We start from the raw sequence: 24,439 nt of genomic DNA on the forward strand, positions 1-24,439 counted from the left end.
CGGTCTATGCTCCCCTGCGTGCTGATGCGACCGGCGGAGCTCGAGGCCATCCGGGAGGGACGGGTCGACCTCGCCTTCCGGCGGTGGGACCGCCCGCGGGTGAAGGTCGGCACCCGCCTGCGCACGGCCGTCGGCCTCGTCGAGGTGGTCAGCGTCGAGCAGGTCCCGTTGTCCTCGCTGCGCGCCGAGGACGCACGGCGGGCCGGGGCGCACTCCCTCGCCGCCCTCAAGGACGTGCTCGCCGCCCGCGCCGAGCGGCCGGTCTTCCGGGTCGGGCTGCGCTACGCCGGCGTCGACCCGCGCGAGACGCTGCGCGGGCAGTTGCCCGGCCCAGCGGAGGTGGTGGCCATCCTCGCGGGCCTGGACCGCCTCGACGCCGCCTCGCCGGTCGGCCCGTGGACCCGTGACACCCTGCGCCTCATCGACCGCAACCCGGAGGTCCGCGCGCCCGAGCTCGCCGCGCGGCTCGGCCGCCCCACCGCGGAGTTCAAGCGCGACGTGCGCAAGCTCAAGGAGCGCGGACTGACCGAGTCGCTCGCCATCGGCTACCACATCTGCGCCGTCCCCGGCCTGCCCGACGGCGAGGTCCGGCTCAGCGGCCAGCGCCTCTCCCCGCGCGGCGAGGTGGTCCTCGACCACGAGGACGGTCCCCGCGAGCGCGCCCCGCGCCGGGAGGGCACGCCCCTGCCGCGCACCATCGGCGCCCCGGCCACCCGGGCGCTGCGCGCGGTCGACCTGCACACGCTCCAGGCGGTCAGCACGTGGACCCGGCACGACCTGGCCGCCCTGCACGGGGTCGGCCCGATCGCGCTCGACCGGCTGGAGGCCGCGCTGGCCCAGCTCGGGCTGTCGTTCGCCGACCGCCGCCCCGGCTGACCCGCGGGCCGGCCGCCGGACCTGTGCCAGGGTTCAGGTGAGGAGCACCGGCATCAGGTCGTGCACCCGGTGGCGCAGCTCGTCGAGCACGCCCTCCTTGTCGCAGAGGTGCCCGAGCAGGGCCTGCTGGAAGAGGCCGTCGAGGATGCCGTAGGTGACCGCCGAGGCCATCGCGGGAGCGCGCCCCGACAGGTCGGCGTACGTCGTGACCACGCGCCAGACCATGTCCTCGAGGGTCTGGTCGATCTGCAGCACCGCCTCGCGCAGCGACTCCTCGAACATGCTCTGGGAGCGCAGGTCGTACCAGAGCCGGTGCATCGGCGCTTCCTCGACGATCGTCTCGACCAGCTTGTCGGCGAAGCCGGCCACGAGCTCCTCGGGGGTGCGCGAGGTCTCCACCACCTCGTCGTACCGGTGGACGCAGCGCGCCTTGTACTCCCGCACGCAGTAGACGATCAGCTCGAGCTTGTCGCGGAAGTAGTAGTGGACGACGCCGTGGGAGAACTCCGAGTTGTTCGCGATCTCGCGCAGGCTCGCGCGGGCGTAGCCCAGCTCGCCGAGGGTCCGCAGCGCGGAGTCGGCCAGTGCTTGTCGACGCTCGTCGTGCCTGTCGGCGGGGGTACGACGAGCCTGGGCGGTCGTCATCCCTTCGAGGCTACCCCCGGACCCCGCTCCCTGACCCCCGGGCGATGGGCAACAACTGGGCATCCGTCAAGGCAGGTCTTGACGAGTGTCAAGCATCCGGGTTTACCTAGAGGTGCCACTTCGTGGCGAACCCCGGGCACGGCGCGTCGAGCCCTACCGACCGCCGGGCCATCCGGCCGCCCGCGGCACGGACGGCCGTCATCAGCGGGAGTCCCACCCCGCTGATGATGGTCGCCGTCCGGCCCCTGGTCCCTCTTCGCGACGCAGCGCCGTCCCGTGTCACACGCGGGCGGTGGCCGGTGTCTCCATGCCAGAACCCGCCAGGAGCGACCTGGCCGACCGAGGAGGAGACACCATGGCCACCACCCCCCGCATCCCCGCCAAGCCCATCACTGGCGTCTACGGCGCGCTCGTGAAGAAGTTCTCCGCCAAGATGTTCGGCCACGTGCCGGAGTCCCTCGGCGTGATGTGGCACCACCTGCCCGCGCTGAAGGCGAGCATGAGCTACGGCCAGAAGCTGCAGAAGTGGGACGAGTGCGACGAGACGCTGAAGACCTACGCGCACATGGCCGTCGCCTCGCTCGTCGGCTGCTCGTGGTGCCTCGACTTCAACTACTTCATGTCCCGCGACAAGGGCCTCGACGAGGACAAGGCCCGCGAGGTCCCGCGCTGGCGCGACTCCGAGGTGTTCAGCCCGCTGGAGCGCCAGGTGATGGAGTACGCCGAGGCGGCCAGCATGACGCCGCCGACGGTCACCGACGAGATGGTCGAGCCGCTGCTCGCCGCACTCGGCCCGGCCGGCCTGCTCGAGCTGACCACCGTCATCGGGTTCGCCAACATGACGACCCGCTCGAACACCTCGCTGGGCATCGAGTCGGAGGGCTTCGCCGCCGCCTGCGGCATGAAGCCGCTCGCCCAGCCGGGCCCGTCGGCGGTCGTAGGCTCGCAGGCATGACGTCTCGGGACACCGACCCCTTCGTCGCCCACCGCAACCTGCTCTTCACGGTCGCCTACGAGATGCTCGGCTCCGCAGCCGACGCCGAGGACGTCGTGCAGGAGACCTGGCTGCGGTGGGCCGCGGTGGACCACGCCGAGGTCGTGGACCCCCGGGCCTACCTCGTCCGCATCGTCACCCGCCAGTCCCTCAACCGCCTGCGCACCCTCGCCCGCCGGCGCGAGGACTACGTCGGCGAGTGGCTCCCCGAGCCCCTGCTCACCGCCCCCGACGTCGCCGAGGACGTGGAGCTCGCCGAGAGCGTCTCGATGGCGATGCTGACGGTGCTGGAGACGCTCGGCCCGACCGAGCGCGCGGTGTTCGTGCTGCGCGAGGTCTTCGACATGCCGTACGACGAGATCGCCGCTGCCGTGGGCAAGACGTCCGCCGCCGTGCGCCAGGTCGCGCTGCGGGCCCGCAACCACGTCGCCTCCCGCCGGCCCCGCAACGAGGTCGACCGCCGCGAGCAGCAGGCCGTCGTGGAGCGGTTCATGGCGGCGGTGCAGACCGGCGACGTGCAGTCCCTGCTCGACGCGATGGCCCCCGACGTGCTGCTCCGCGCCGACGGCGGCGGCATCGCCAACGCGATCCGCAAGCCGCTCTCCGGCGCCGAGCCGGTCGCCCGCCTGCTGGCCAGCTTCACCGTCCTCGCCCCCGACGCCACCCTCGACCTGGTCTGGCTCAACGGTGCCCCCGCCGCGCTGATCCGCGCCCGCGGCGAGCTCACCGCCGTCAGCTTCGCCATCGAGGACGGCCAGGTCACCCACATCTACGTCGTCCGCAACCCGCACAAGCTGACCGCCCTGGACAGCGAGGCGGTGCTGAGCCGGGAGGGGTGAGCCGGCCCCGCGCCTTGACCCGCCCACCATGCTGGTCCCCATGCGCGCCGTGATGCACCACGAGTTCGGAGACCCGACCCGGGTCCTCACCGTCGAGGACGTGGCGGTCCCGGAGCCCGGGCCCGGCGAGGTGCGGGTGCGCACGCTGCTCGCGGCGGTGCACAACCACGACCTGTGGACGATCCGCGGGTCCTACGGCTTCAAGCCGGATTTGCCGGCGCGGGCGGGGACCGAGGCGGTCGGGGTCGTGGAGGCGCTCGGCGAGGGCGTCGCGGGGCTCGAGGTCGGGCAGCGGGTCGCGTCAGGTGGCAGCTTCGGGGCGTGGGCGGAGCACTTCGTCGCCCGCGCGGGCGGGCTGCTGCCGGTGCCCGACGCGATCCCCGACGAGGTCGCCGCCCAGCTGGTGTCGATGCCGTTCAGCGCGATCGCGCTGCTGGAGTCGCTCGACCTCCAGCCCGGCGACTGGCTGGTGCAGAACGCCGCGAACGGCGCGGTCGGGCGGATGGTCGCCCAGCTCGGCGCTGCCCGCGGCGTCAACGTGCTCGGCCTGGTGCGCCGGGCGGACGCGGTCGACGAGCTGGCCGCCCTCGGCATCGGGCAGGTCGTCGCCACGGACGGCGACGACTGGCGCGACCGGGTGCAGGAGATCGCCGGCGGCGCGCCGGTCGCGGTCGGCGTCGACTCCGTCGGCGGCCGCGCGAGCGGCGAGGTGCTGTCGCTGCTCGCGGAGAACGGGCTGCTGGTCGTCTTCGGTGCGATGCAGTCGCCGACGATGGAGCTGTCGTCGGGCGACCTGATCTTCAAGCAGGCCAGCGTGCGGGGGTTCTGGGCGAGCACCGTCGCCCGGACGATGCCGGCCGAGCAGCGCAACGCGCTCTACGCCGAGCTCGCGCAGCGCATCGGCGACGGTTCGCTGACGCTGCCGGTCGACCGGATCGTGGCGCTGGAGGACGTGCGCGACGCGGCCGCCGCCAACGCGGAGCCCGGCCGGTCGGGCAAGGTGCTGCTGCGGCCCTGACGAACCCGTCAGGAATCGAGAAGCACCCGAGCACCGACCCCGACGGGTTCGCGTGGGAGCCCGCCGGCGCGGGCGAGCGTGCCGAGCGCTAGAGCCGCTCGAGCACGGCCCGCATCCGGTCCACCTCGGCGCCCTGGCCGATGACCATCTCCTCGGCCATCTCGGTGACCCGCACGTCGCTGCCGCGCCGGGCGACGGCGTCGGCCATCTCGATGGCGCCCTGGTGGTGCTGGATCATCCCCTCGAGGAAGAGGCGGTCGAACTCCGCCCCGCTGGCAGCCTCGAGGGCGCGCATCTGCTCGTCGCTGAGCATCCCGTGCATCGTGGCGTGCCCGTGCTCGCCGTGGTCGTAGGCGCTGGGGTCGTCGGCAGCGGTGGGCACCGAGAAGCCCTTCTCCTGCAGCCACGCGGCCATGGTCAGGATCTCCGGGCGCTGGGCGGCGGAGATCCGGCGCGCGAGCGCCTTCACCTGGCGCGACTCGGCCCGTCCGGGCGCGAGGTCCGACATGACCAGCGCCTGCGCGTGGTGCGGGATCATCATCTGCACGAAGGCGACGTCGTCGTGCGAGAAGTCGCCCTCCGCAGCACCGGCGTCCGGTCCGACGGTCTGCGCCTCCTCGCCGGGGCCGCCCGGCTGGAGCACCACCGGCGCCGGGTCGGACTGCGCCCGCCCGTCGTCCTCGTGGTCGAGGCAGCCCCCGAGGGCGAGGTCGACAAGAGCAAGAACATCACGCTGCTCGCGAACATCCCGAAGTCCGGGGCGTTCGCCGCCGAGGGCGCGTTCCAGACCGACCTCGCCTTCCAGGGCGACTACGCCTTCCAGGGCAACTACGACGGCCTGTCGGTCTACGACATCCGCAAGCCGCACAAGCCGCAGCTGGTGACCCAGGTGGTCTGCCCCGGCTCGCAGAACGACATCTCCGTGTACGGCGACCTGCTGGTGCTCAGCGTCGACTCGAGCCGCAGCAACGACACCTGCGACAACGTCGGCCAGTCCGCGACGATCAAGGAGTCGTGGGAGGGCATCCGCGTCTTCGACATCAGCGAGCCCACCGCACCGCAGTACGTCGCGTCGGTCGAGACCAGGTGCGGCTCGCACACCCACACGCTCGCCCCGTCGAAGGACGGCAAGGACGTCTACGTCTACGTGTCGTCGTACTCCCCGAACGCGAACTTCCCCGACTGCCAGCCGCCGCACGACCTGATCAGCGTGGTGAAGGTCCCGGTGGACGCGCCGGAGACGGCGGCGGTCGTCAGCGAGCCGGTGCTCTTCCCCGACGGCGGCAACCCGTCCGGCGGCTACTCCAGCACGACCTCGGGCTGCCACGACCTGACGGCCTACCCGGCCAAGGACATCGCCGCGGGTGCCTGCATGGGTGACGGCGTGCTGATCGACATCTCCGACCGGGAGAACCCCGTCGTGACCGAGCAGGTGCGCGACACCGAGAACTTCGCGTTCTGGCACTCGGCGACCTTCAACAACGCCGGAACCAAGGTGGTCTTCACCGACGAGCTCGGCGGTGGCGGCGGCCCGACCTGCAACCCGACGGTCGGTGACGTCAAGGGCGCCGACGGCATCTACGACATCGTCGGCGGCAAGCTGGAGTTCAGGTCGTACTTCAAGATCCCGCGCACCCAGGCCAACACCGAGAACTGCGTCGCCCACAACGGCTCGCTGATCCCGGTCAAGGGCCGCGACATCATGGTGCAGGCGTGGTACCAGGGCGGCATCTCCGTGTGGGACTTCACCGACTCGGCGAACCCGGAGGAGATCGCGTGGTTCGACCGCGGCCCGCTGTCGGAGGAGCGGCTGATCCTCGGCGGCTCGTGGTCGGCGTACTGGTACAACGGCCACATCTACTCCAGCGACATCCAGATGGGCTTCGACGTCTTCAAGGTCAACGACCCGCGCGTGGCCCGGGCCAACGGCGTGACGAGCGACGAGCTCAACGTGCAGTCCCAGACGTCGTACTGACCGGCAGCCCGGCAGCACGACACCGGCAGCACGAGACCGGACCTCCTGGCCCCTCCAGGAGCGGAGCCCCCGTCGACCCGACGGGGGCTCCGTTGCGTCCGGGGGGCGTCCGGCGAGCGGCCGGCGTCAGAGCCAGCCCGCGCCGTCCGCCACGAGCAGGAGGCCGAAGAGCGCGAAGAGTGTCGCGGCGCCATAGGCGATGACCTTCTCGGGCAGCCGCTTGCCGAGCATCGCCCCGACCAGGATCGCCAGCGCGTCGGCGGCGACCATCCCCAGCGTGGAGCCCAGCCAGGTGCCGAACCAGCCCTCCTGGGTGGCGAGGGTGATCGTGGCGAGCATGGTCTTGTCACCGAGCTCGGCGAGGAAGAACGCGACGCCCACGGCGAGGATCGCGGCACCGGTGGCGTTGCGGGCCTTGTCGGCCTCCTCGTCGGTGAGCTCGTCGCCGCGCAGCGTCCACAGCGCGAAGCCGATGAAGGCCAGGCCGGCGACGACCGAGATCGTGCCCTGGTAGTCGGCGAACGCGTCGCCGATCAGCGCACCGATGCCGACCGAGGCGAGGTGGACGAGCGCGGTGGCGGCGGTGATGCCGATGAGCACGTCACGGGCGCGGTAGCGCGCCGCGAAGGTCATCGCCATCAGCTGGCTCTTGTCGCCGAGCTCGGCGACGAAGATGACCGCGGTGGACAGCAGGAAGGCGTACATGGGGTGGATTTCCTCTCGGCGCCGGCCGAGGGGAGTCCGCTCCGGACGCTCTCGACCAGGCGCCCGTCAGGGTCGGCGATCTGGTCGAAAGTCTCGTCCGCCACCTGACTCACCGGTGGCCTGCCGCACCGGACCCGGAGGTCAGTGTGTCGACGCGGCTGTTGGGGACTACTCCCTTTCGCCGTCCACCCTAGCCGGTGCCTGCCGTCGCACCGGAATCACCACGGCAGCCCCGGACGGGTCAGCGGATGGGCAGGCCCTGGATCCGCTGCGCGGTGTCGCCGGAGACGCGGCCGCGCTCCCACTCCGGGAAGGTGGCCCTGGCGTCGAGGTCGGCGCGCGGGTTGGCGCGCAGGTAGTCGGCGACCGCCCGCTCCGGGTCGATCCGCTCACCGTTGACGATGAGCCTCCGGTAGGCGACCAGCTGGCGGACGGACCACGCCCGTCCCGCCTCCATCCGTCGATGATCCCGAGTCATGGGCAGCACGCTAACCGACCGCGTGCGCTCTTCCCAGCGGGGATGGGAGGCTTGGTCACCATGCAGGACGAGCAGCACGCGTACGACGCCGCCGGCACCGGCCCCCGGCTGGCGGCCTGGCTCGAGGAGCTCGGCCTGGCCGGCCAGCTGGCGGAGGCCGGCCTGCCGACCTTCGAGCGCGACCTCGGTGGTGCGGTGCACTGGCGCGACCCCGGCACCGGCGCTCCGCTGACGCCCGAGCAGCTCGCCGACCTCGACCGCGTGCTGCGCCAGGACGGGGACGACCCGGCGCACGCCGTGCCGGTCACGCTGGTGCAGCTGCGCCGCAAGGCGCAGGTCCGCGCCGCGCTGCTGGCCAGCCCCTGCCACACCTACGCGAGCCTGGCCGAGGTGCGCGGCACCTCGGAGAACGCTGCCCGGTTCGCGGTGCACAAGGCGGCCGGGCGCAACGCGCTGCTGGTGGTGCCGCACGAGGGCGGCACGCTGGTGCCGGCCTTCCAGCTCACCGACGCCGGCGAGCTGCGCGACGAGCTCGCGCCGGTGCTCGAGCCGCTGCTGGCGGCCCGGATGGACCCGTGGCAGGTGTGGGCGTGGCTGACCCAGCCGGCTGCGCTGCTCGGCGGCGCGGTGCCGCACGAGGCGGTGCGTGACGAGGAGGAGGCAGCGATCGTGCGCCACGCCGCCGTCCGGCTGGCGGAGGTCTCGGCCGCACCCCAGCGCGGAGGCGCCGCCGGCTGACCCGCAGACCGCCGCCTGCTCAGCCGCGGACCTGCCAGCGCAGCACCTCGAGCGCGACCCAGACCCGCAGCGGGTCCTCCGCGAGCGGGCGGGGCAGCAGCTCGTCGACGCGCGCGAGCCGGCGCAGCACCGTGTTGCGGTGCGTGAACAGCCGGGCCGCGGCGGCCGAGGCGTTGCCGAGCTCGGCGAGGTAGACCCGCACCGTCTCGTGCAGCTCGTCCGGGGCGTCGGCCAGCTCGCCGAGCACCTGCGCGACGTACTCCGCCGCGCGGGCCTCGTCGCGCGTCACCAGCGTCGCCAGCTGCACGTCGGCGAAGGCGACGAGCTGGTCGGCGGTGCCCAGCCGCGCCACGAGGCGGCGGACCTCGACGGCGTCGTGGTGGCTGCGCCGGAAGCCCTCCACCCCGGGGGCCGGACCCCCGAGCGCGACCCGCACCTCCGGGGTGCGCCGCAGGGCGGCCACCAGCTGGCCGCGGTCGGGCTCGGTCGGGACCGGCACCCACACCCACAGCGTGCCGGCCGCGGCGAGCACGGTCAGTCGTCGCCGGGCGCCGCACGCGCGCATCACCGCCTCGGCCGCCCGCTCGAGCCGGCCGAGGTCGCTCTCGGGGTCGGTCGTCCAGACCACCGCCGCCGTCTGGTCACCGTCGAGCGGGTGCGCGAGCACCGACTCGGCCCGGGTCATCGAGACCGGCGCGCCCTCGAGCACCAGCGCCACCATGTCGCGCCGCTCTGCCTGCGACCCCCGGGTCAGCTCGTCGCGCTCCGCCGCCATCCGCTCGGTGACCGCCTCGATCGTCTCGTCGACGAACGCCGAGATCGACGCGGCGGAGACCTGCAGCAGCTCCTCCAGCTCGTCGGAGTCGCGGGTCAGGCCGAAGCAGATCCGCATCCACGACTCCCACGCCACGTTCTGCCCGGTGCGGTAGGCGTCCAGGCCGACCGCGTCCAGCCCGCGGCGCACCAGGTCGCGCGCGACGTCGAGCTGCACCGTGCTGGTGTTGGCCGGCACCGGCTCGCCCGGGGCGCGGACGTTGGCGCTCGCCCAGGCGAAGAGGTTGTCGAAGTTCGCCCGGCGCAGGGCCTCCGCGAGCGCGGGGTCGGCGGCGATCGCGGCGGTCGAGGGGGCGGACAGCGTCGCCTCGTGGACGGCTTCGACCCACTGCTCCTGCGACTGCACCGCCGCCTCCGCAGCCTGCCGGATCAGCTCCCGCGTGCGCGGCGAGGGGTCCGGCCAGCTCATGGCGGGAGCATAGGGCCCGCCGGCCCCGGTCAGGGGGCGCGGAAGACCACGCTGACGAAGACGGTGCCGCTGCCGTCACGCCAGGCGCCGACGCCGGCCTGCCGGAACTTGCGGGTCAGGATCACGTCACGGTGGCTGCGCGAGTGCATCCAGGCGCGGACCACGACGGCCGCCTTGTTGAAGCCGCGGCCGCGGGCGATGATCTCGCCGACGAGGCGGCCTCCGCAGCCGGTGAACACCCGGCGCAGGCCGGGGTAGTGCACCATCCGGTTCTCGTTCGCCATCCGGCGGGCGCGGCTCTCGGCGTACCGGTCGACGCAGGCCGAGGCCTTGACCCCCCGCATGCCGTTGTTGGCACGCCGCTTGTTGATGTGCCGCATCACGTTGCGCTCGTAGGTGTTGCTCTTGGCCACGACGGTGCGGGCCTCCGCGGCGGGAGGCGCGGCGTCAGGCGCCGCGACCAGCGCGGCGGACGCCATCAGGCCGACGGCAGCGGAGCGGAGAAATCTGGTCATGCGAGGTGTTCCTTTCCGAGTCAAGTCCCACCTGTCCCCCCCCGGGCATGTCCCTCCGGCGGTACCCGACACCCCCGCGTCGGGAGTCGGGGGCGCACCCGATCGGGTGCACTCCGCACCACCTGCAGGGCGCACACGGGGCCAGATGACCTGCCGTCGTCCACGCAGCGGGACGCACCATGGAGAGATGACCAGCAGCCCCGAACACCTCGACGTCCTCGTCGTCGGCGCCGGCATCTCCGGCATCGGCGCGGCGCGCTACCTGCTCACCGAGCGGCCCGGGACCACCTTCGCGGTGCTCGAGGCGCGTGGGGCGTCCGGCGGCACCTGGGACCTGTTCCGCTACCCCGGCATCCGTTCCGACTCCGACCTCCACACCTTCGGCTACGAGTTCAAGCCGTGGACCGACCCGAAGTCGATCGCGAGTGCGGACCGGATCCTCGCCTACCTGCGCGAGACGTCCGAGGAGTACGGCGTCGAGCCGCACGTGCGCTACCACCACCGGGTCGTCGACGCCGCGTGGTCGACCGCGGACGCCCGCTGGACGGTGCGGGTCGAGCGCACCGACACCGGCGATCAGCTCACCCTGACCGCGGGCTGGATCTTCGGCGCGACCGGCTACTACGACTACGACGCCGGCTACGCGCCGGACTTCCCCGGACGCGACCGGTTCCGCGGCGAGGTCGTGCACCCGCAGCACTGGCCCGAGGACCTCGACCATGCGGGCAAGCGGGTCGTCGTCATCGGCTCCGGCGCCACCGCGGTCACCCTCGTCCCGGCGCTGGTCGCGGAGGGCGCGGACCACGTGACGATGCTGCAGCGCACGCCGACGTACGTCATGCCGGTGCCGTCGGAGGACAAGCTGGCCAACCGGCTGCGCTCCGTGCTCGGCGAAGAGCGCGGCTACGCGCTGGCGCGGCGCAAGAACATCCTCAAGCAACGGCTGGTCTGGCAGTTCTGCCAGACCTTCCCGCGCACCGCGCGGACACTGATCCGCACGGTCAACGAACGCGCGCTGCCCGACGGGTTCGACGTCGACACGCACTTCAACCCGCCGTACGACCCGTGGGACCAGCGGCTGTGCGCCGTCCCGGACGGCGACCTGTTCCGCACCATCCGCGACGGCCACGCCGACGTGGTCACCGACCGGATCCGCACCTTCACCGAGGACGGCATCGAGCTGGAGTCCGGCGAGCACCTCGCGGCCGACGTCGTCGTCACCGCGACCGGGCTCAACCTGCGCCTCTTCGGCGGCATCGCCATCACCGTGGACGGCACGCCGCTGCACGCGCCCGACCACGTCGCCTACAAGGGGATGATGCTCAGCGGCGTCCCCAACCTGGCCTTCGCGATCGGCTACACGAACTCGTCGTGGACGCTCAAGGTCGGCCTGCTGTGCGAGCACTTCTGCCGCCTGCTGGCGCACATGGAGGAGCACGGCCACGACGTGTGCGTGCCCGAGGCGCCGGAGATGGAGACGCGGCCCCTGCTCGACTTCGCGGCCGGCTACGTGCAACGCTCCATCGACGACCTGCCGCGCCAGGGCGACCGCTACCCGTGGCTGATGTCGATGTCGTACGCCGAGGACGTGCGCCTCGTGCGCGGCGGGCCCGTGGTGGACGAGCACCTGCGCTTCGCCACGCGCGAGCGCGAGGCGGTCACAGCCGGCTGAGCCGGGGGCCGGTCAGGCGGCCTGCTTCGCCGAGACCCGGGCCGGCCACCAGAACCGGTCGCCGAGCAGCACCCCGAGCGCGGGCACGAGCACCGTGCGCACCAGCAGCGTGTCCAGCAGCACACCGAGGCAGACCACGACGCCGAGCTGGGCCAGGACCACCAGCGGCAGCACGCCGAGCACCGCGAACACCGCACCGAGCAGCACGCCGGCACTGGTGATCACGCCGCCGGTCGCCGCCAGGGCGCGCAGCATCCCGTCGCGGGTGCCGTGGGTCCTGGCTTCCTCGCGCGCCCGGGTGACGAGGAAGATGTTGTAGTCGACGCCCAGCGCCACGAGGAAGAGGAAGGCGAACAGCGGCACCGACACGTCGAGCGCGTCGAACCCGAGCGGTCCGGTGAACAGCCACCACGACGCGCCCATGCTCGCCGCGTAGGTCGCGAGCACCGTCGCCACCAGCAGCACCGGCGCGAGGATCGAGCGCAGCAGCAGCACGAGCGCGACCAGCACCACGCCGAGGATCAGCGGCAGCACGACCTTGCGGTCGCGGGAGGCGCCGTCGCGCTCGTCGACCGCGGTCGCCTCCTCCCCCGCGACGTGGGTGTCGTCGAAGTCGGAGAGCGCCTCGCGCAGGTCGCCGATCGCCGCGCGGGCGTCGGCCGTTCCGGGACGGGCGTCGAGCACGACGTCGATCCGGGTGATGCCGTTCCCCTCGCCGGCGACCTGGGCAGACGAGACACCCGGGGCGTCCTCGATCGCGCCGAGCACGGCGTCCGGCCGTTCCCGGGTGAGCACCTCGGTCGGGCTGGAGGTTCCGGCCGGGAAGGACTCCGCGAGCCGCTCGCCGGCGGTGATGGCCTCCGGGGTGTCGAGGAACTGGTCGTCGCGGTCGAGCCCGGTCGAGACGTTCAGCAGGCCGACGGACAGCACGGCGAGCAGCGCGACGGTCAGGCCGGCGAGCAGCGCCGGGCGGCGGCGGACCAGGCCGCCGACGCGGTGCCACAGCGAGGTCTGCTCGGCGAGCGGGGTGGTGCCGACCTTGGGCGTCCGCGGCCAGAAGATCCACCGGCCGAAGAGGACCAGCGCCGCCGGCAGCACCACGAGCACGAAGCTCGCCGCGACCACGATGCCGATCGCGCAGGCCAGGCCCAGGCCGCGGGTGCTCGGCGTGAGCGAGAGCAGCAGCGTGAGCAGGCCGACGATGACCGTGGTCGCGCTCGCGAGCACCGGCTCCGCCGTACGACGCAGCGCGAGGGACATCGCCTCGTGGCGCGACTCGTGGCGACCGAGCTCGTCGCGGTAGCGGGAGATGAGGAGCAGGGCGTAGTTGGTGCCGGCGCCGAAGACGAGCACCGACAGGATGCCGACCGTCGACTCGTTCCACGCGACGTCGAGGGCCGCCATCACCCTGGTGGCGAGGATCGCGGCGAGCCGGTCCGCGATGCCGACGACGGTGAGCGGGACCAGCCACAGCACGGGGCTGCGGTAGGTGATCACGAGCAGGAACGCGACGACCGTGGCGGKGGCCAGCAGCAGCCGGGTGTTGGCGCCGTCGAAGACGTTCGCGAGGTCGGCCTGGATCCCCGCGGGGCCGGTGACGGCCGCGGTGACGCCGTCGGGCACGCCGTCCTCGAGCTCGCCCCGCATCTCCTCAACGAGGTCGGCGGTCGCGCTGGCCGAGGACGCCTCGACCGGCACGATCACGAACGCCGCGCTGGCGTCGTCGGCGACGGTGAGGCTCGGCGGGACGCCGCCGATGGCCTTCACGACCTCCTGCAGGCTGCCGGGGTCGACCTTGCCGCCGTCCTCCGCCGTGAACAGCACGACCGCGACGCTCTGCTCCTCCTCGCCGAGCTCGTCGTCGAGGTCCGCGGCCAGCGCGCTGTCGAAGCCGCGCGGCAGGGAGTCGGTGGGCTGCTGCTCGCGCTCGCCCTCCCCGACCATGCCGATCGCGAGGATCGCCAGCACCAGCGGGACCAGGGCGACGAACCACGCGGTACGCCGCCGGAGCTGCGGGAGGACAGCAGGGCTGCGGTCGACGTCGGTCATGCGGGGAGCTCCTCGGGGTCGGTGTCTGTTGTTAAGATACTTGATAGTCAAGAAAGTGAGACACCTGTGGTGGACGAGAGCCCGGAGGTACCCGCGAGCCGGCCGTGGCATGCGACCGAGTCACTGGAGACGTTGCGCACGCTGCTCGAGGCCGCAGCCCGGCTGCGGCACGTCGTCGCCCGGCGTGCGGGACTGAGCGAGGTCGAGCTCGCCGCGCTCGAGCGGCTCAGCCACGGACCGGTGGGACCGGGGGCCCTGGCCCGCCACCTCGACGTCACCAGCGCCGCGGCGACCGGCATCGTCGACCGGCTCAGCCGCCGCGGGCACCTCGACCGGGTGCCGGACGAGACCGACCGGCGTCGTACGCAGCTGCACATCACCGACAGCGCCACCGCGGAGGTGCAGCGGCACCTCGCGCCGATGTTCGCCGGCCTCGCCCGCCTCGACGCCGGGCTCTCCCCCGACGAGCGCGCGGTCGTCGAGCGCTACCTGCGCGGCGCGCTGGAGTGCATCGAGGTCGTGGTCGCCGACCCCGCCCCGGACAAGGGGGACCGGGGCGGAGCCGACGACGGCTGACGCGACGGCAGGGCCGTCGGCTGCGGGGATCGGCGCCGTCAGGCGCTGTGGAACCAGGGGTGGTGCAGGTCGTGGAAGGTCGCGTCCTTCAGGGCGTAGGCGAGCTCCTGCTGCACCTCGGCCGGCGGCTCGACCTTCTCGCCGGCACGGGCCGCCTCCTCGCTGGCGAACGCGACGGTCTCGATGAAGCTGCCGTCCGCCTCGAGCGCGAGGGTCGCGCCGATGATCTCCGGCCGCATCTCGTGCATCGTCTCGGTGTCGGTCATCATCGCCTTGAGCCGGGACGGGTCGTCGACGCGCCCGCGGATGACCTGGACGAAGCCGGCGTCGTCGGAGCCGCCGTCCAGCATCATCGTGACGTCGTCACAGTCGTGGTACTCCAGCGATCCGTCCATGAGCGCCGTGAAGCGCGCGGCCCACGCGCCCTGCTCCGGACGGTCGGAGCTCGCCCGCGCGTCCTCGCGGGACGCGAAGCGGACCACGGCCATCAGCTGGTCGTCGTCGGTGAAGCCGTAGGTGCCGCCCAGCCAGCCGGTCGCCCCCGGGGCGAGGTCGCGGCGCCACTCGTCGATGAGTGCGTGCGCGTCGTCCTGCCGGGTGCAGGGCGCGCAGATCACCTGGATGAACATCGGTTGCCTCCTCGGTCGATGGTGTGCGCGAGACCGGTCGAGGCCGCCGAGTGGGCCCCGGCCGGGCCCACTTGGCAACCTAGGACGATCGGGAGGCGGGCGCCATCGTCACATTGAGCCACTGGCACTCTCGACCGGCACTCCTGACGGGCACTCCCGACGCGTCCCTTCTCCGTACGTCGTACGGCACGAGTGCGAGGATGGGGGCATGACGGAGCGGGAGACGGGGCGCGGCGAGCCGAGCCGCACGCTCGCACTGCTGTGGGGCGATCCCTCGGCGGGGCCGCGGCGCAAGGGACCGGGCCGGTCGGTCAGCGTCGAGCAGCTGGTCACCAGCGCGCTCGCCCTTGCCGACGAGCAGGGCCTCGCCGCAGTGACGATGCGGGCGCTCGCCGAGCGGGTCGGCGTCTCGGCGATGTCGGTCTACACCTACGTCCCCGGCAAGGCCGAGCTGCTGGACCTCATGGTCGACGCGCTCTACTTCGCGATGCCGCGGCCCGCCTGGCGCAGCCGCTCGTGGCGCAGCCGCCTCACCGGGGTCGCGGAGGCCAACCGCGACCTCCTGCTCGCGCACCCGTGGCTCACCGAGGTGGCCGCGCTCAGCCGGCCGCCCCTCGGCCCCGGCCTGATGGCGAAGTACGAGCACGAGCTGGCCGCCTTCGACGGCACCGGTCTCGACGACGTGGACACCGACGCAGCACTCACCTTCCTGCTCGGCTTCGTGCAGTCGCACTGCCGCGCCGCCCACGACGCCGCGCGGGCGACGACGGACAGCGCGATGAGCGACGCCGAGTGGTGGGCCGCCAACCAGCCGGTGCTGGAGCGCGCCTTCGACCCCGAGGCCTACCCGCGCGCGGTGCGCATCGGCGCGGCGGCCGGCGAGGCGCAAGGGGCGGCGTGGAGCGCCGGCCACGCCTGGGAGTTCGGCCTCGCCCGCACCCTCGACGGCCTGGCCGCGCTCATCGACGCTCAGGCGGCGCCGGAGAGCAGGTAGGCCACGGACGCGGCCCGGTCGGCGGTGAACGCGCTCGACGGAGCCGCCGGGTCGCCGTACGGCTGCGGGCGGTCGGGCGACGCGATGCGGTCCCACGACGCGACGACGCGCTCGCGCAGGGTGCGGTCGGCGGCGGGGTGGAAGAAGACGTGCTCGTGGATCGAGCTCTCCTCGAACCTGCCGAACAGGACGCCGAGCATCGCGGTCGACGTGGTGTCGTCCACGAGCGCCTCGACCGCCGCCGGCCAGTCCAGCTCGTGCGCGGCAAGGGACTCCTCGCCGTCCTCACGCAGCCGGACGAACTGCCAGAAGCGCTCGACGACCTGCTCGAGCCGCTCGGCGTCGCGGACCAGGATCGTCATGAGCGCGCGCTCGTCGTCGCCCAGGTCGGCCTCCTCCGGCAGGGCGGCGAGCGTCTCGGCGACCGGCCGCACGCGGTCGGCGACGTCGAACCCGGCCCCGACGAGGCTGACGACGGCGACGTACTGCAACATCCGGTCCTCCGGCGCGACGCCCGCGCAGTCCTCCGGGTCGAGGACGGCGGTCGGGTCGACCAGGCTGAGCCGGCCGAGCAGCGTGTCGTCGCGCTCCTCGACCGCGACGACCGACGCGGCCGCACCGAGCTGGTGCTCGCCGGCGACGAGCTGGGTCCACGCGACGCCGACCTGGTCGGTCTGGTCGTCCGGGACGTAGGAGACGTGGAACGACCCGATGCCGAGGTCGGCGTGGAAGCCCGTGCCGTCCGCGGCGAACTGCCAGGCGTGCTCGAGCTGCCCCTCCTCGGAGAGGACGGTGAGGAAGAGGCCGATCCGGCCGAGGTCGATGGTCATGGGCGCCCCTTGTGCTGTGCCTGCTGCTCGTCCGTGGTGCGACGTGCAGGGGGAACCGTAGGGACGGGGTCCGACAGAACTCCCGGTCGTCCCGGCGCCCCGCCGTATGCCCGGCGCTGCCGCGCTCGGCGCCCTGGTGCTGCCCGGGCGCGAGGCGAGCGGGGCCGGCTCGGGGGAGCCGGCCGCCGCCTGCACCTCAGGTCAGCCGGCCAGCCACTTGTCGGGGCCGAACACCTCGTAGTGGATGGCGTCGCTCGCGACGCCCTTCGCCACCAGCCCGGCGTGCACGGACTCCATGAACGGCAGCGGCCCGCACAGGTAGGCCCGGGCGCCCACGGGGACGTCGACCGCGGCGAGGTCGATCAGCCCGGCGGCCAGGTCGGCGCGCGGGTGGCGGGTGCCGAGGTCCTCGTACCACCGGACCAGCGTGGCGCCGTCGATCGTGCCGACCAGCTCCTTCAGGTCCCGGCGCAGGGCGTGGTGCGAGGGCGACCGGTCGGCGTGGAGCACGGTGACCGCCCGGGTGCTGCCGGAGTGCTTGAGGTGGTGCAGCATGCCGACGATCGGCGTGGTCCCGATGCCGGCGGAGACCAGGACCAGCGGGGCCTCGGAGTCGTCGAGGATCAGGTCGCCGAAGGGCGGCGAGACCTGCAGGGTGTCGCCCTCGAAGACGTTGCGGTGCAGGAAGCTCGACACCTCGCCCTCGGGGATCTCCGTGCCGTCCTCGGAGGTGCGGGCAGCGACGGCCTTCACCGTGATCGTCCACTCGTCCTCGCCGAACCGGACCAGGCTGTACTGCCGGACCTGCCGCGCCCCGTCGGGCAGCCGGACGCCGACGGAGACGTACTGCCCGGGCTGCGCTGCCGGCAGCGGCGTGCCGTCCGGGGCGGCGAGCCGGAACGACACGGTGTCGGGCGACTCCTGCGTGCGCGCAGCGACGACCAGGTCACGGAAGACGTGCTCGGGGTCGGTGCCTGCGGCGGCGTACAGGCCACGCTCGATGGCGATGAGGTCACGCGCCATGTGCCAGTAGACCTCGTCCCACGCGGCGGCGACCTCTGCGGTGACCGCGTCGCCGAGCACCTCGACGATCGCCGCGAACAGGTGGGTGTGGACGACCTCGTACTGGTCCTCCCGGACGCCGAGCGAGGCGTGCTTGTGTGCGATCCGCGAGAGCATCTCTGCCGGCTCCGGCGTTGCCGGGTCGACGAGCATCGTGGCGTAGCGGGCGATCGAGGCCGCGAGGGCACGCGGCTGGTCGCCGGCCTTCTGGTTGCCGCGGTTGAAGGTGTCGCGCAGCAGCTCGGGGTGCGCGGCGAACATCTTCGAGTAGAAGAGCGGGGTGATCTCACCGATGGCAGCGCCGACGACAGGCAGCGTCGCGCGGATGACCTCGGTCGAGGTGGGGCTGAGCACAATTCCCTCCAAGGTGTGCTGAGTGGGTTTCCCCGTCGCGGTCACGACGGAAGTCCGGGGGCCGTCACCTCCCGGGCCGCGCGCTGAGCGAGAGCAGCACCGGTCCGGTCGGCGAGGCGGTGAGGTCCTCGAGCGTCCAGGGGTCGAGGGTGGCGAAGAAGGCCTCCTGGGCCTGGCGCAGGAGCCCGCGCAACCGGCACGCCTGCCGGAGGGGGCACGGATGGTCGCCCTCGCACTCGATGACCTCGTCCACGCCCTCCAGCTCGCGGATGAGCCGCCCGACCGACATCGTCCGTCCGGCCGCGGTGATCCGCAGCCCTCCAGCCCGGCCCCGACGGGTCTCGACCACGCCCAGGGACTGCAACCGGGCCACGACCTTCGCCGCGTGGGCGTACGACACGTTCAGCTGCTGCGCCACCACCTGCGTGGTCATCGGCGCGTCCTCCTCGAGGACGGCCAGACGCATCATCACCCGGAGGCCCAGGTCGGTGAACTTGGTCAGCTCCACGTGCTCACCGTAGTGAAATATGCATCTTGGATACCAAATAAACGCGGCGTGCTCCTCGCCACATCCACTGCCGCTCCCCGGGAGTCAGGCGCGCGCGACGTCCACCTCGACGACGTAGGCGTCGTGGTCCGACAGGGCCGGGGACGGGACGTGCTTCGGACGCTCGAGCGGCTGCGCCGTCGCTCGGACCGGCCGCGTCTCAGGCGGTGATGAGCCCGTATGCGCGTGCCGCCGCCTCGACCTCCGGGCCGAGGTCGTCGAGGCCGTCGTCGCCGGCGCCGGTGATCAGCAGGGGCCCGTTGACCGCGCCACGCAGGCCCGATCCGAGGAAGGTGAGGAAGCTGCTGGCGGTGGTGTTCCACTCCTCCGACCCGTAGCCGACCCACACGATCGTCGTACCGTCGAGCACGACGTGGGCGTCGGTGCTGGCCGCCCGCATCACCCGGCGGACGTCGTCGGCGTCGCGCACCCGAACCACCCGGCTCGGCCCGTCGGGCTCGATCAGGAGGGCGCGCACGCCCTGCGCGTCGTCGGCGCTCATCGGAGGTCCACCGTCGGCAGGCCGACGACACCCCAGCCGCCCCACTCCCCCTCCGCTGCCGGTTCCGGCTCGCCGTGGAACACGGTGCAGCGCAGCTCGATGCTCAGGTCGCGCACGGCGTCGGCGAGGGCGTCGGCGTCAGCAGTGTCGAGGTGGGCAGCCCGGTGTCGAGGATCCTGATCGGCGGACGGTCGTCCAGCAGCGGGGTGACGACCAGCAGGCAGGATCCGCCGGCGAGGCACTGGGCGAAGGCCCGGGCCTCCTTGTGCTTCGCACCGAAGGGGCTGCGCCCCAGGCGGACGTAGGTGGCGGTGTAAGCCAGATCAGACATGCGTCGGGTCCTGTCCACGAGTGTCACCCAACGGCTGGGAGTCCGGGGACGATGTCACCTTTCGCGGGCGTGCGTGAGCGTTTGCGAGAACCACCCACCAAAGGGGGCTGTCAGGCGACGAGGGTGTAGCGACCGTGGCCGGTCTTCACGAAGAGCGGGGTGCGCCAGCCGGGTGGCGCGGGCGCGCGGGATCGGTAGCGGTGGCCGGACGGGGTGACGGTCTCGACGGTCCCGTCGGGCTCCACGTGCTGGCGCCAGCCGGGGGCCTGCTTGGCGTGGTTGCAGGCCGCGCAGGTGCCCTGGCCGTTGTCGGCGGTGGTGGGTCCGCCGTCGGCGTACGGCTCGACGTGGTCGAGGTGCCGGATCGGGGCGCCGCACCACGGGGTACGGCAGATTCCCTGGTCGCGGACCGAGAGGAAGTCGGCCAGGCCGGCGGGGAAGATGCGTTGCTTGCTGGCCATCGCGACGAGGCGCCCGGTGTGGTCGGGGTAGAGCTGGCGGAACCACGTGTCGAGGCCCGCGTCGAGAGAGGCCGCGACGAGCAACCGCGCCATCTCGGCCGGCACCGGCTCGGCGTCGACGAGGCCGGGCGCGTGCCCGCCCGCGAGGGTCGTGGCAGGGAGCGTGAGGGTCACGCCGACCGGGACCGCGGGCGGCTGCGGTCCGTCGCCGACCGGCACCCCGGTGGTGCGGGCGACGAGCAGGTCGGCCATTAGCTGGCCCTTGCGGCGCTCGTCTCCGGTGGCGGTCATCGTCGCGGCGTCCCGGGTGAGCTGGGCGTGCAGTGCCACGCCCTGGGCGACCGGCAGGAGCGCGGTGAGGCGGACCATCGTGTCGGGCGCGGGGCGGATGGACACGTGGCGGTCCCTCACCGCGTTGCTAGCGCGCTCGGCGATCGAGGCCGGGTCGAGCTCGTAGGCGATGGTCCGCACCCGCGCGACCAGGGCGCGGGTGCCGATGCCGTCGAGGGCGTCCGGGTCGGCGAACAGTTCTTCGTCGACCAGTGCCCGGTGGTCGGCCGACAGGCAGGCGGTCTCGCGCAGGGCGAGCATCGCGCGGAACTCGCTGAGCGTGCCGTCGGCGAGCCGCTCCAGCAGGTGCGGCATCTCGGTGCGGCCCACCTTCGCGAACGCGAGCAGCGCCTGGCCACGATGCACCGACTCGCGGCGGGCGAGGGCGAGCTCGGCGGCGACCCCGCGTCCGCGGTGGGCAGCCGGAACGCCCCCGAGCTCCTCGTCCTCGCGCCGGGCCGCGTCGTACGCCACGGCCGCGTCTGCCTGGCGCGCGCAGATGGTCGACTTCAGCGCCTCGAGCTCGGCCACGAGGCCGATCAGCTCGCCCGGCTCATCGGGCAGCTCGCCGGCAGCCAGCGCCGACCGCAGGTCGGCGACCTGTGCTGCGGAGACGGTGGGCCCGAGTGCCATGCTCCATCCTATCGAACATGTGTTCGATGATCAATGCCCAAAACACGTTCTGTCGGATCCCTGAGAGACCGTGCGGACCCTCGGGCCAGTCCCACCATCGAAGGACCGCCATGCATCTCGACTCGTCCAGTCCGTCCGCCGCCGGCACCCCGGTTCGCGGCACGGCTTCCCCCTCCCACACGTCAGCAGTGGCCGTCGCCGTCCTCGTGCTCGTGGCGTCGCTGGTGAGTGCCGTGGTGCTGATCGCGGCCGCACCCTCGCCGTCGGGCTCCCCGGACGCCGACCTCCTCAGCCAGGAGATCGACTACGGCTTCTACGGCGGCGACGCCTACACCGGCATCCAGAACGCTGCGGCGGACACCGGCAACGCCGTCGTCGCCGGCGGCAACGCGACCCTCGAGCTCCTCACCGAGCTCGACGAGGCGAGTGCAGAGCGCTGGGCTCACCTCTACCGCGGTCTCGCAGCCATGCTGGTCCTCGCCGCTGTGGCAAACCTCGGACGGACCCTCCAGCGCCGGTCGTGACCCGCCCCGAGGCGCGCGGACCGAGGTTCACTCGACAGCCTGGGCGACCTGCACCAGGTGCCCGTCCGGGTCCTCGACCCACGCGATGAGCAGGCGGCCCAGCCACTCGCTCGGCTCCTTGACCGGACGGGCGCCGAGCTCCTGCAGGCGTGCGTACGCCGCGCGGGTGTCATCCGTCCAGAGCACGACGGCTGCCCGTTGGCCGGAGGCGACGGGGGCAAGGCCGTGGTCGTCGCGGGTCGAGGCCTCGCTGGCGAGGCCGAGGCGGTAGCCGTCGAGGACGAGGTCGACGTGGATCGGCGGTCCCTCCGCAGGTGTGCGGAACACCTCCTCGAACCCGAGGCCGCGGTAGAACGCGGCTGCCCGCTCGGGGTCCGGGGTGAACAGGACGACCTGCGGGGTGCGGAAGAGGCTCACCCGACCACCATCACAAACCGGCTCTCCACGGCCGCGGCGCCACTCCGCGCACCGGGCTGCCTGCCGAGCCGGCCGCGCGACGGCCTGCACTGGCTCCGGTCCGGGGCGGCGTTCTACGCGACGGGTGGTCGCTCGCACTGCATCCTGTCGCCGCGGGCGCTGCGGAGCTTCGGCAAGAAGGTCTGGGTCCACGACTCCGCGCGGCGCGGGCGGCCCTTCCAGGTCCGGGTGGTGAACCTGGCGAAGCTGAAGTCGCGGACCGCGTGCGGCAAGGCCGCCGGTCTGGCCATGCTCGTCTGGGACGGGCCGAAGGTCGGGGTCCACGTCGACGGCCTCGACAACCCGCCACACCGACGGCTCGCGACTGCCTAGGCTGGACCGGTGCCTGACCACGCCCTGGAGCTGAGCTTCGACGAGGCCTCCGCGCACGCGGTCGAGGCGCAGTGGGAGGCCCTGCGGCACGCAGGGCTGCCGTCCCAGGCCGACCACCGGTCGATGACCAACGCCCCGCACCTGACCCTCGTCGCCGCGATGCCGATCGACCCGGGCGTCGTCGGTCCGGCCGTCGACCTCCTCGGACCGTTGCTGCCCACCGTGCTCAGCGTGCGCGGCCTGCTGGTGCTCGGGGACGGTCCGCGGGTCACGCTCGCCCACCTCGTCGAGCCCGACGCGGCCGTGGCCGACGCGGTGGCATCCCTGCGTGCCCTGGTGCCCGGCGTGCGGCACCCGGTGTGGACGCCACACGTCACCCTCGCCCGCCGGGTGCCCCGGCGCCGGCTGGCCGACGCGATCGAGGTGCTGCACGACGCGTCACCGGTGCGCGAGCTGGTCGCGGACCGGCTGCGCTGGTGGGACCCGGACCTGCGCGTGGTCGAGACAATCTCCGGTCAGACCGGCGAAGCGCACACAGGCTGAAACCCGCCCCAGACGGGCCATTGACGACCACCACATTTGGTGTTCGTCTTGTGAACATGAAAAGGGCGTACGTCCAGACCGCCCGGGCCGAGGCCGCCGAGGAGACCCGGCGCCGCATCCTCGCCGCTGCTCTTGACCGGTTCACCCGGTCGTCGTACGACGACGTCACGCTCGCGCAGATCGCCGACGACGCCGGGTGACGGTGCAGACCGTCGTGCGTCGCTTCGGCTCCAAGGACGGCCTGGTCGAGGTGCTGGTCGAGGAGACGCGCGAGCAGGTCGCCGGCGAGCGCGGCGCGGCGCCGGTCGGCGACCTCCCCGCCGCGGTCGCGAACCTCGTCGCGCACTACGAGGAGCACGGCGACACGGTCGTGCACCTGCTCCGCCAGGAGGACCGCGTGCCGGCCTTCGCCGCGGCGTGCGACGCGGGGCGCGCCTTCCACCTGGCGTGGTGCCGGCGGGTCTTCGCGCCGTGGCTGGCCGAGCGGTCGGGGCGGGACCGGCGCCGCCTGCTGGCCCAGCTCGTCACGACCCGGCGATCGAGGAGGTCCGGCACGACGACTACCTGGGCCGCACCTCGGTCGCGTCGCTGCGCCGCTCGACCCGGGTGTTCGTCGAGCGCGGCCGGTTCGAGCTCGACGACCTGCGCTCCGCGATCACCGCCGAGGCGCCCGACGTCCTCGTCATCGACACCAACGCCTGGGGAGCAGCGGCGGTTGCCGACGCCTCCGGACTCCCCTGGGCGAGCATCCAGCCCTTCCCGACGCCCCTGCCCGCCCCCGGCGTACCCCCGTTCGGGCCGGGGTTGCGGCCGCGGCGCGACGCCGTGGGCCGCGCCCGCGACGGCGTCCTGCGCCCGCTGGTCATCGGGGCGGTGCAACGGGCGGTGCTCGGCCCGCTCAACGAGGTACGCCGCGGGGCCGGTGCGCCGCCGCTCGAGGGGATCGTCGAGCAGTACCTCCGCCCGCCGCTCACCCTCTACCTCACCTCCCGCGCCTTCGAGCACCCGCGCGAGGAGTGGCCGGACTCGTTCTGCTTCACCGGCCCGCTCGCCTGGGACCCGCGGGCCGCGCCGTTCGACGTTCCGCCCGGGCCGGTCGCGCTGGTGACCACGAGCTCGGAGTTCCAGGCCGACGGCGTGCTGGTCCGGACCGCGCGGTACGCGCTGGACGGCACCGACCTCACGGTGCTCGCCACCATGCCGGCCGGCGCGAGCGTCACGGACGTGCCGCGCAACGCACGGGTCGAGGAGTTCGTCCCGCACTCGCAGGTCCTCCCCCACGCCGCCGTGGCCGTCACCCACGGCGGGATGGGCGCGACCCAGCGGGCGCTCGCCGCCGGCGTGCCGGTGGTCGTCGTCCCGTTCGGCCGCGACCAGGCCGAGGTCGGGCGCCGGGCCGAGCGCGCCGGGGCCGGCGTCCTCCTCCCCCGCCGTCGGCTGACCGCACCCCGGTTGCGCGCGGCCGTCCGGGAGGCGCGGACGCTGCAACCCGCGGCGCAGCGCCTCGCCCGGGCGATGGCCGAGGAGGCGGGCGCCGCGGGCGCGGCCGACCGCCTCGAGGCGCTGGTCCGGGACTGGCGCTGAGCC

Annotated in this window: 29 protein-coding genes; 14 read left to right on the forward strand and 15 right to left on the reverse strand. The window is 73.3% G+C overall.

The window, feature by feature from the left end:
• Positions 1–18: 18 nt before the first annotated feature.
• Positions 19–876, forward strand: a complete 858-nt coding sequence (locus L615_RS23515) for a hypothetical protein (RefSeq protein ID WP_186449931.1) — start codon at positions 19–21, stop codon at positions 874–876.
• Positions 877–909: 33 nt separating this feature from the next.
• Here L615_RS23515 and L615_RS18775 read toward each other — a convergent pair whose 3' ends face one another.
• Entirely contained in the window at positions 910–1,521 is a 612-nt protein-coding gene (locus tag L615_RS18775; RefSeq protein ID WP_028656436.1) for a TetR/AcrR family transcriptional regulator, read from the reverse strand.
• 355 nt (positions 1,522–1,876) lie between these two features.
• On the opposite strand from L615_RS18775, the gene L615_RS18780 reads away from it, so the two are divergent.
• The 3 genes from L615_RS18780 to L615_RS18790 are packed head-to-tail and all read left to right on the forward strand — an operon-like array spanning position 1,877 to position 4,372.
• Positions 1,877–2,476: a carboxymuconolactone decarboxylase family protein gene (locus tag L615_RS18780; RefSeq protein ID WP_028656437.1), complete on the forward strand. Its 600-nt coding sequence runs from the start codon at positions 1,877–1,879 to the stop codon at positions 2,474–2,476.
• Positions 2,473–3,354: an RNA polymerase sigma-70 factor gene (locus tag L615_RS18785; RefSeq protein ID WP_145726103.1), complete on the forward strand. Its 882-nt coding sequence runs from the start codon at positions 2,473–2,475 to the stop codon at positions 3,352–3,354. The genes L615_RS18780 and L615_RS18785 overlap by 4 nt, the downstream gene beginning before the upstream one ends.
• A gap of 40 nt (positions 3,355–3,394) precedes the next feature.
• The gene (locus L615_RS18790; protein WP_145726104.1) at positions 3,395–4,372 is read left to right on the forward strand and encodes a zinc-binding dehydrogenase; all 978 of its coding nucleotides are present in this window, start codon (positions 3,395–3,397) and stop codon (positions 4,370–4,372) included.
• A gap of 88 nt (positions 4,373–4,460) precedes the next feature.
• Here L615_RS18790 and L615_RS18795 read toward each other — a convergent pair whose 3' ends face one another.
• The gene (locus L615_RS18795) at positions 4,461–5,018 is read right to left on the reverse strand and encodes a DUF305 domain-containing protein (protein WP_222430616.1); all 558 of its coding nucleotides are present in this window, start codon (positions 5,016–5,018) and stop codon (positions 4,461–4,463) included.
• Positions 5,019–5,054: 36 nt separating this feature from the next.
• Here L615_RS18795 and L615_RS18800 point away from each other — a divergent pair, with 36 nt between their 5' ends.
• The gene (locus tag L615_RS18800) at positions 5,055–6,347 is read left to right on the forward strand and encodes an LVIVD repeat-containing protein (protein WP_145726105.1); all 1,293 of its coding nucleotides are present in this window, start codon (positions 5,055–5,057) and stop codon (positions 6,345–6,347) included.
• A gap of 126 nt (positions 6,348–6,473) precedes the next feature.
• On the opposite strand, the gene L615_RS18805 is transcribed toward L615_RS18800, so the two are convergent.
• Both L615_RS18805 and L615_RS18810 read right to left on the reverse strand, forming a co-directional pair.
• Entirely contained in the window at positions 6,474–7,052 is a 579-nt protein-coding gene (locus L615_RS18805; protein ID WP_145726106.1) for a TMEM165/GDT1 family protein, read from the reverse strand.
• A gap of 241 nt (positions 7,053–7,293) precedes the next feature.
• On the reverse strand, positions 7,294–7,530 hold the full coding sequence (locus L615_RS18810) for a hypothetical protein (protein WP_145726107.1): 237 nt from the start codon (positions 7,528–7,530) through the stop codon (positions 7,294–7,296).
• Between the two features lie 51 nt (positions 7,531–7,581).
• Here L615_RS18810 and L615_RS18815 point away from each other — a divergent pair, with 51 nt between their 5' ends.
• Positions 7,582–8,268, forward strand: a complete 687-nt coding sequence (locus L615_RS18815) for a hypothetical protein (RefSeq protein ID WP_028656444.1) — start codon at positions 7,582–7,584, stop codon at positions 8,266–8,268.
• 19 nt (positions 8,269–8,287) lie between these two features.
• On the opposite strand, the gene L615_RS18820 is transcribed toward L615_RS18815, so the two are convergent.
• Both L615_RS18820 and L615_RS18825 read right to left on the reverse strand, forming a co-directional pair.
• Complete coding sequence (locus L615_RS18820) at positions 8,288–9,511, reverse strand: CdaR family transcriptional regulator (RefSeq protein ID WP_145726108.1); 1,224 nt, start codon at positions 9,509–9,511, stop codon at positions 8,288–8,290.
• Positions 9,512–9,540: 29 nt separating this feature from the next.
• On the reverse strand, positions 9,541–10,026 hold the full coding sequence (locus tag L615_RS18825) for a CAP domain-containing protein (RefSeq protein ID WP_186449932.1): 486 nt from the start codon (positions 10,024–10,026) through the stop codon (positions 9,541–9,543).
• 187 nt (positions 10,027–10,213) lie between these two features.
• Here L615_RS18825 and L615_RS18830 point away from each other — a divergent pair, with 187 nt between their 5' ends.
• A complete protein-coding gene (locus L615_RS18830; RefSeq protein WP_145726110.1) occupies positions 10,214–11,698 on the forward strand; it encodes an NAD(P)/FAD-dependent oxidoreductase in 1,485 nt (494 codons plus the stop codon).
• Positions 11,699–11,710: 12 nt separating this feature from the next.
• On the opposite strand, the gene L615_RS18835 is transcribed toward L615_RS18830, so the two are convergent.
• The gene (locus L615_RS18835) at positions 11,711–13,747 is read right to left on the reverse strand and encodes an MMPL family transporter (RefSeq protein ID WP_145726111.1); all 2,037 of its coding nucleotides are present in this window, start codon (positions 13,745–13,747) and stop codon (positions 11,711–11,713) included.
• A gap of 132 nt (positions 13,748–13,879) precedes the next feature.
• Here L615_RS18835 and L615_RS18840 point away from each other — a divergent pair, with 132 nt between their 5' ends.
• Positions 13,880–14,323 carry a MarR family winged helix-turn-helix transcriptional regulator gene (locus tag L615_RS18840; protein WP_222430617.1) on the forward strand — a complete coding sequence of 148 codons (444 nt, stop codon included), beginning with the start codon at positions 13,880–13,882 and terminating at the stop codon, positions 14,321–14,323.
• A gap of 38 nt (positions 14,324–14,361) precedes the next feature.
• On the opposite strand, the gene L615_RS18845 is transcribed toward L615_RS18840, so the two are convergent.
• Positions 14,362–14,952: a hypothetical protein gene (locus tag L615_RS18845; RefSeq protein WP_145726113.1), complete on the reverse strand. Its 591-nt coding sequence runs from the start codon at positions 14,950–14,952 to the stop codon at positions 14,362–14,364.
• Between the two features lie 208 nt (positions 14,953–15,160).
• Here L615_RS18845 and L615_RS18850 point away from each other — a divergent pair, with 208 nt between their 5' ends.
• The gene (locus L615_RS18850) at positions 15,161–15,946 is read left to right on the forward strand and encodes a TetR/AcrR family transcriptional regulator (RefSeq protein WP_145726114.1); all 786 of its coding nucleotides are present in this window, start codon (positions 15,161–15,163) and stop codon (positions 15,944–15,946) included.
• Here L615_RS18850 and L615_RS18855 read toward each other — a convergent pair.
• The 6 genes from L615_RS18855 to L615_RS18880 form a co-directional block, all read right to left on the reverse strand.
• Complete coding sequence (locus L615_RS18855; protein WP_028656451.1) at positions 15,922–16,776, reverse strand: hypothetical protein; 855 nt, start codon at positions 16,774–16,776, stop codon at positions 15,922–15,924. The genes L615_RS18850 and L615_RS18855 overlap by 25 nt on opposite strands.
• A 201-nt stretch (positions 16,777–16,977) precedes the next feature.
• Positions 16,978–18,192 (reverse strand): globin domain-containing protein, encoded by a 1,215-nt coding sequence (locus tag L615_RS18860; RefSeq protein ID WP_145726115.1) that lies wholly within the window; start codon positions 18,190–18,192, stop codon positions 16,978–16,980.
• A gap of 64 nt (positions 18,193–18,256) precedes the next feature.
• A complete protein-coding gene (locus tag L615_RS18865; protein WP_028656453.1) occupies positions 18,257–18,700 on the reverse strand; it encodes an Rrf2 family transcriptional regulator in 444 nt (147 codons plus the stop codon).
• Between the two features lie 199 nt (positions 18,701–18,899).
• Positions 18,900–19,241: a hypothetical protein gene (locus L615_RS18870; protein WP_145726116.1), complete on the reverse strand. Its 342-nt coding sequence runs from the start codon at positions 19,239–19,241 to the stop codon at positions 18,900–18,902.
• A gap of 103 nt (positions 19,242–19,344) precedes the next feature.
• Positions 19,345–19,572 carry a hypothetical protein gene (locus L615_RS18875; protein WP_145726117.1) on the reverse strand — a complete coding sequence of 76 codons (228 nt, stop codon included), beginning with the start codon at positions 19,570–19,572 and terminating at the stop codon, positions 19,345–19,347.
• 110 nt (positions 19,573–19,682) lie between these two features.
• The gene (locus L615_RS18880; RefSeq protein WP_145726118.1) at positions 19,683–20,996 is read right to left on the reverse strand and encodes an HNH endonuclease signature motif containing protein; all 1,314 of its coding nucleotides are present in this window, start codon (positions 20,994–20,996) and stop codon (positions 19,683–19,685) included.
• 188 nt (positions 20,997–21,184) lie between these two features.
• On the opposite strand from L615_RS18880, the gene L615_RS18885 reads away from it, so the two are divergent.
• Complete coding sequence (locus tag L615_RS18885) at positions 21,185–21,520, forward strand: hypothetical protein (protein ID WP_145726119.1); 336 nt, start codon at positions 21,185–21,187, stop codon at positions 21,518–21,520.
• 27 nt (positions 21,521–21,547) lie between these two features.
• On the opposite strand, the gene L615_RS18890 is transcribed toward L615_RS18885, so the two are convergent.
• Complete coding sequence (locus L615_RS18890) at positions 21,548–21,937, reverse strand: glyoxalase/bleomycin resistance/extradiol dioxygenase family protein (RefSeq protein ID WP_145726120.1); 390 nt, start codon at positions 21,935–21,937, stop codon at positions 21,548–21,550.
• 231 nt (positions 21,938–22,168) lie between these two features.
• On the opposite strand from L615_RS18890, the gene L615_RS23520 reads away from it, so the two are divergent.
• The 4 genes from L615_RS23520 to L615_RS18900 all read left to right on the forward strand — a co-directional run bounded on the left by L615_RS23520 (position 22,169) and on the right by L615_RS18900 (position 24,436).
• Complete coding sequence (locus tag L615_RS23520; protein ID WP_186449933.1) at positions 22,169–22,309, forward strand: hypothetical protein; 141 nt, start codon at positions 22,169–22,171, stop codon at positions 22,307–22,309.
• A 9-nt stretch (positions 22,310–22,318) separates the two neighbouring features.
• The gene (locus L615_RS18895; RefSeq protein ID WP_028656457.1) at positions 22,319–22,852 is read left to right on the forward strand and encodes a 2'-5' RNA ligase family protein; all 534 of its coding nucleotides are present in this window, start codon (positions 22,319–22,321) and stop codon (positions 22,850–22,852) included.
• Positions 22,853–22,908: 56 nt separating this feature from the next.
• Positions 22,909–23,052, forward strand: a complete 144-nt coding sequence (locus L615_RS23525) for a hypothetical protein (RefSeq protein ID WP_186449934.1) — start codon at positions 22,909–22,911, stop codon at positions 23,050–23,052.
• A gap of 271 nt (positions 23,053–23,323) precedes the next feature.
• A complete protein-coding gene (locus tag L615_RS18900) occupies positions 23,324–24,436 on the forward strand; it encodes a glycosyltransferase (RefSeq protein ID WP_186449935.1) in 1,113 nt (370 codons plus the stop codon).
• Positions 24,437–24,439: the final 3 nt, after the last annotated feature.

The sequence above is a fragment of the Nocardioides sp. J9 genome, assembly GCF_007829375.1.
Taxonomy (GTDB): Bacteria; Actinomycetota; Actinomycetes; order Propionibacteriales; family Nocardioidaceae; genus Nocardioides.